We start from the raw sequence: 4,075 nt of genomic DNA on the forward strand, positions 1-4,075 counted from the left end.
GTCCGGAACCGGGGGGAAGGGCGAACCGCCGGCCCCCGGCCGGGGGATGGACCCGGTGGTGTCGGAGATCCTGGGCATCGGCCCCGTGGCCTCGGAGATCCGGGGCATCGGGCCCGTGCTGTCCGTGATCCGCGGCATCGGCCCGGTGTCCGAGATCCGCGGCATGGGCCCGGTCGCGGCCAGCACGTCGGAGGGCGGCGGGGGCGGGAACGGGCCGCCGAGGTCCATGGTGGAGCCGTCCGGCTCCTCGTCGGCGTGCGGGCCGCCGATCGGCTCGCGCGTCGGCAGCGGCATGGTGCCGGTCATCGGGCCCACGGTGGGGCCCGCCGGGCCGCCGGTGGAGACCGGGCGGGGCGGCAGCTGCGGGATGCCGCCGGCCGGGGTGTCGGTGCGCTGCGGCACCCGCGCCCAGCCGGCGCCCGGCTCCCCGCCGGGGACGCTTCCCTGGCCCGGATGCCCGACCACGCCCGGCATGCCGGACGGCGGGGTCTCGGTGACGACCGGATGTCCGCCGGACGGCGTGGGGTCCCCCGCGGAACCGGCCCTGACCGGCGGCGTCTTGCGCGGCTCGAACCAGGAACTGGTCTTCTTGGCCGCGGGCTTCGCGCCTGCCACGGCGTCCCCCGGGGCCGCCGGCTCGGCGGCGCTCGACGGGGCGGACGCGGGCGGGGACGCGGCGCGCATGGCCGACTCGTTGACGGGCTCCCGCACCACGATGGGCGGAATCGGCCGGGATCCTGGGATGTTGATCCTGGCGCGGGTCGTCATCGTCGTCTCGGTCTTCTTGTCCTCCGCCTGCGGGGCTCCCGGGCGGGCGTCGCCATCCCCCCCCAGAGGACTGGGGGATGGGCTGTCAGTTTCTCGACTCAAGGCAGGATCTCCCGGTTGGCCATCGCCGTCCGTCCCGGGCGGACCGGGCGCGGGCGACTGGCCCCACGATACTGGGGACGGAGCCGGGGGACGGCCCCACCACAGGATTGGCACATCCGTACACGGGCTGGCGGCCCGGACGGTTCACCACCGACCCACTCCGACGAGGGTCAACGACGTTGGTCCGGGGGCGACTTGTCCCTGTTGTGCCCGATCCTACCGTGCTCCGGACGCCGGGCCGTGGGGTCGGGTGCGAACAGGAACAGCGGCCGGTCGCTCGGCGCGAGGGCGGCGGAGGCGACGGCCAGCGTCATCCCGCCGAGCAGGAACAGGTAGCTGCCGGTGTCGGCGGCGAAGACGAAGTCGCCCTGCGGCCGGTTGACGGTGAGCAGCAGCACGGCCACCGCCCAGCCGACGGCCGGGGCGGCGGCGCCGACCCGGGTGCGGGTGAGAAGGGCGCCGCCCCAGAAGAGCCCGGCGGAGCCGCCGAGGGCGAGCAGCAGGCCGAGTGGCGTCCAGCCGCCCTGGGCCAGTGAGCCGGCCACGCCGGCCAGCACGCCCAGCACGCCGAGCCCCAGGTACGCCAGGATCCTCACGCGCCCTCCCCCGTGGTCGGGTCCGACCCGCCGAGCCCGGCGAGGAGGTGGGTGGCGCCCGCCGGGAGCGGCGCTCCGGCGGCCAGCCGGTAGTACTCGACCGCCCACAGGGGCTGGGCGAGGCCGTTGGAGAGGGCGAAGACGTCGCCCTCGACCTCGACCTGGGTGGCGTGCGCGGCCATGGCGGCCCGTTTGGCGGCCAGCGACCCGGGGGTGGGCGGGACGGCGAGCGCCACCTGGTCCTCGGGGACGACGCCCGGGACGTCGGAGACCTCGGCGACGCCGGCGAAGCGGCCGGGGCCCGTGGCGCGCAGCGCGGCGAGCGCGGTCTCGGCCACGCCGCGCGGCACGCAGTTCCACAGCACCCGGTCGACGCGGTGGGCGGCGGTCTCGGCGCCGCGCATGGCGACCCGGTGGGCCTGGATGTGGTCGGGGTGGCCGTAGCCGCCGTGCGGGTCGTAGGTGACGAGGACGCGGGGGCGCACCTCGTCGATCACCGCGGCGAGGGCGGTGGCTGCCTCGGCGAGGTCGGCGCGCCAGAAGGCGTCGGGGTGGTCGTTCTGGGGGAGGCCGAGCATCCCGGAGTCGCGCCAGCGGCCCGCGCCGCCGAGCAGCCGGTGGTCGGCGACGCCGAGGGCGCGCATCGCGGCGGCGAGCTCGCCGGCCCGGTGCGGGCCGAGCGCGTCGTCCCGGTCGGCGGCGAGGTGTGCCAGTGCGGGCGGGATGACCTCGCCCTCCTCGCCGAGCGTGCAGGTGACCAGCGTCACGGGGACGCCGGCGGCCGCGCAGGCGGCCATGGTCGCGCCGTTGTTGATCGACTCGTCGTCGGGGTGCGCGTGGACCAGCAGCACACCCGCCTGGCCGGAACTCATGCGGGCGAGCTTACGTCCCCGGCCGGAGGCCGCCCGCTGGGGTGGGGCGGCCGGTGGCTGGCGGTCGGCCTCAGAAACTGAGGGAACTGATCATGTCGGCGATGCCGTTGGTGAAGTCGTTGATGGTCGGTGCCATGTTCGAGCTCGAGAGGTAGAAGCCGAACAGCACGCAGACGATCGCATGCATGATGTTCAGGCCGGCCCTCCTGACCAGCAGTACGACAATGACCGCGAGTAGGAGCACCGCGGAGACGGAGAGCGCCACCCAAGATCACCTCCATGAAGTCGTGCCCGGGTTCAGGGCAGGCCAGCGACGCGTCCGTTCTTGCTTGGAAGTGTCTTACCCACCACGCGCGATGGATCATAACGATCATCTCGGTGAGCATGTCGCGGTGCACGGGAGCAGAGGAGGGGCGCACGCCCCCCGCGTGGGGATGATCATCCCGTGGTTCGGGGCGCGACCGCCGGGGCGTCTGAGGCCGGAGCGGCCGCCGTCGTGCCCTCCTCGGGGAAGTGGCAGGCGGTGAGGTGGCCTTCGGCGTCGCCCGACAGCCGGACCAGCGGCGGTTCCTCGGTGGCGCACTTCGCGGCGGCCTTCCAGCATCGGGTGCGGAAGCGGCAGCCGGAGGGCGGGTCGGACGGCGAGGGCACGTCGCCCTCGAGCCGGATGCGCTCGCGCGCCGGGGGCGGCTCCTCGCCCTCCTCGGGGGCGAGCCGCACCTCGGGCACGGCGGAGAGCAGGGCGTGGGTGTACGGGTGCCTGGGGCGCTCGTAGATCGCCTCGCGGTCGCCGAGCTCGACGATCTTGCCGAGGTACATGACGGCGACCCGCTGTGAGAAGTGTCGCACCACGGCGAGGTCGTGGGCGATGAACAGGAAGGCGATGCCCAGGTCGCGCTGGACCCGTCGCAGCAGGTTGACCACCTGGGCCTGGATGGAGACGTCGAGGGCCGAGACGGGCTCGTCGGCGATGATCAGCTTGGGTTCGAGCGCCAACGCCCGTGCCACGCCGATGCGTTGCCGCTGGCCGCCGGAGAACTCGTGTGGGAAGCGGTTGTAGTGCTCGGGGTTGAGGCCGACGGTCTCGAGCAGTTCGCGGACCCGCCGCTCCCGGCCGCCGGGCGGGTCGATCCCGTTGATCTCCATCGGGCCGCCGATGATCGTGCCCACGGTCTGCCGGGGGTTGAGCGACGAGTAGGGGTCCTGGAAGATCATCTGGATCTCGGAGCGGATCGGCGCCATCGCGCGGCGTCCGGCCCGCGTGATGTCCTGGCCGCGGTACACGATGCTGCCGCCGGTGGGGTCGATGAGCCGCGCGAGCAGCCGGCCGGTGGTCGACTTCCCGCAGCCCGACTCGCCGACCAGACCGAAGCTCTCGCCCTCGCGCACGGTGAGGTCGAGCCCGTCGACGGCCTTGACGGCGCCCACGGTCCGCCGGATGGGGAAGCCGCCGCGGACCGGGAAGTACTTGGTGAGGCCGCTCACGGTCATGAGCTCGGTGGTCATCGGTCAGTCCGTCCTTCTGGGTGCTCGGTTCGCGCCACGTCAGCGCAGTCGGGGCCGGATCCGCGTCGTGAAGAGCTCGTGCCGCCGCTCGCCCGTCAGGTGGCAGGCGGCGCCGCGGCCCTCGGGCAGCTCGGGCCGGTCGGTGGCGCAGCCGAGCGGTCCCGTCACCTCGTCGGTGAAGCCGCAGCGGGGCTCGAAGGGGCAGCCGGGCGGCGGGGAGAGCAGGCTGGG

The 4,075-nt window shown here is 74.5% G+C and carries 4 protein-coding genes and 2 pseudogenes; all 6 read right to left on the reverse strand.

Translation table 11 applies throughout. The features are described from left to right. A pseudogene (locus tag E1283_RS33100) lies at positions 1 to 768 on the reverse strand (hypothetical protein); the annotation flags it as partial. 272 nt (positions 769 to 1,040) lie between these two features. Further along, entirely contained in the window at positions 1,041 to 1,466 is a 426-nt protein-coding gene (locus E1283_RS33105) for a DUF6113 family protein (RefSeq protein WP_132821864.1), read from the reverse strand. Then, positions 1,463 to 2,338 carry an N-acetyl-1-D-myo-inositol-2-amino-2-deoxy-alpha-D-glucopyranoside deacetylase gene (mshB, locus tag E1283_RS33110; RefSeq protein WP_132821865.1) on the reverse strand — a complete coding sequence of 292 codons (876 nt, stop codon included), beginning with the start codon at positions 2,336 to 2,338 and terminating at the stop codon, positions 1,463 to 1,465. The genes E1283_RS33105 and mshB overlap by 4 nt, the downstream gene beginning before the upstream one ends. A gap of 70 nt (positions 2,339 to 2,408) precedes the next feature. Next, entirely contained in the window at positions 2,409 to 2,603 is a 195-nt protein-coding gene (locus tag E1283_RS33115; protein WP_132821866.1) for a hypothetical protein, read from the reverse strand. Positions 2,604 to 2,776: 173 nt separating this feature from the next. Beyond that, positions 2,777 to 3,844, reverse strand: a complete 1,068-nt coding sequence (locus E1283_RS33120) for an ABC transporter ATP-binding protein (RefSeq protein ID WP_132821867.1) — start codon at positions 3,842 to 3,844, stop codon at positions 2,777 to 2,779. 39 nt (positions 3,845 to 3,883) lie between these two features. Further along, positions 3,884 to 4,075 (reverse strand): annotated as a pseudogene (locus E1283_RS33125) (ABC transporter ATP-binding protein); the annotation flags it as partial.

Source organism: Streptomyces hainanensis (assembly GCF_004348415.1).
Lineage (GTDB): Bacteria > Actinomycetota > Actinomycetes > Streptomycetales > Streptomycetaceae > Streptomyces > Streptomyces hainanensis.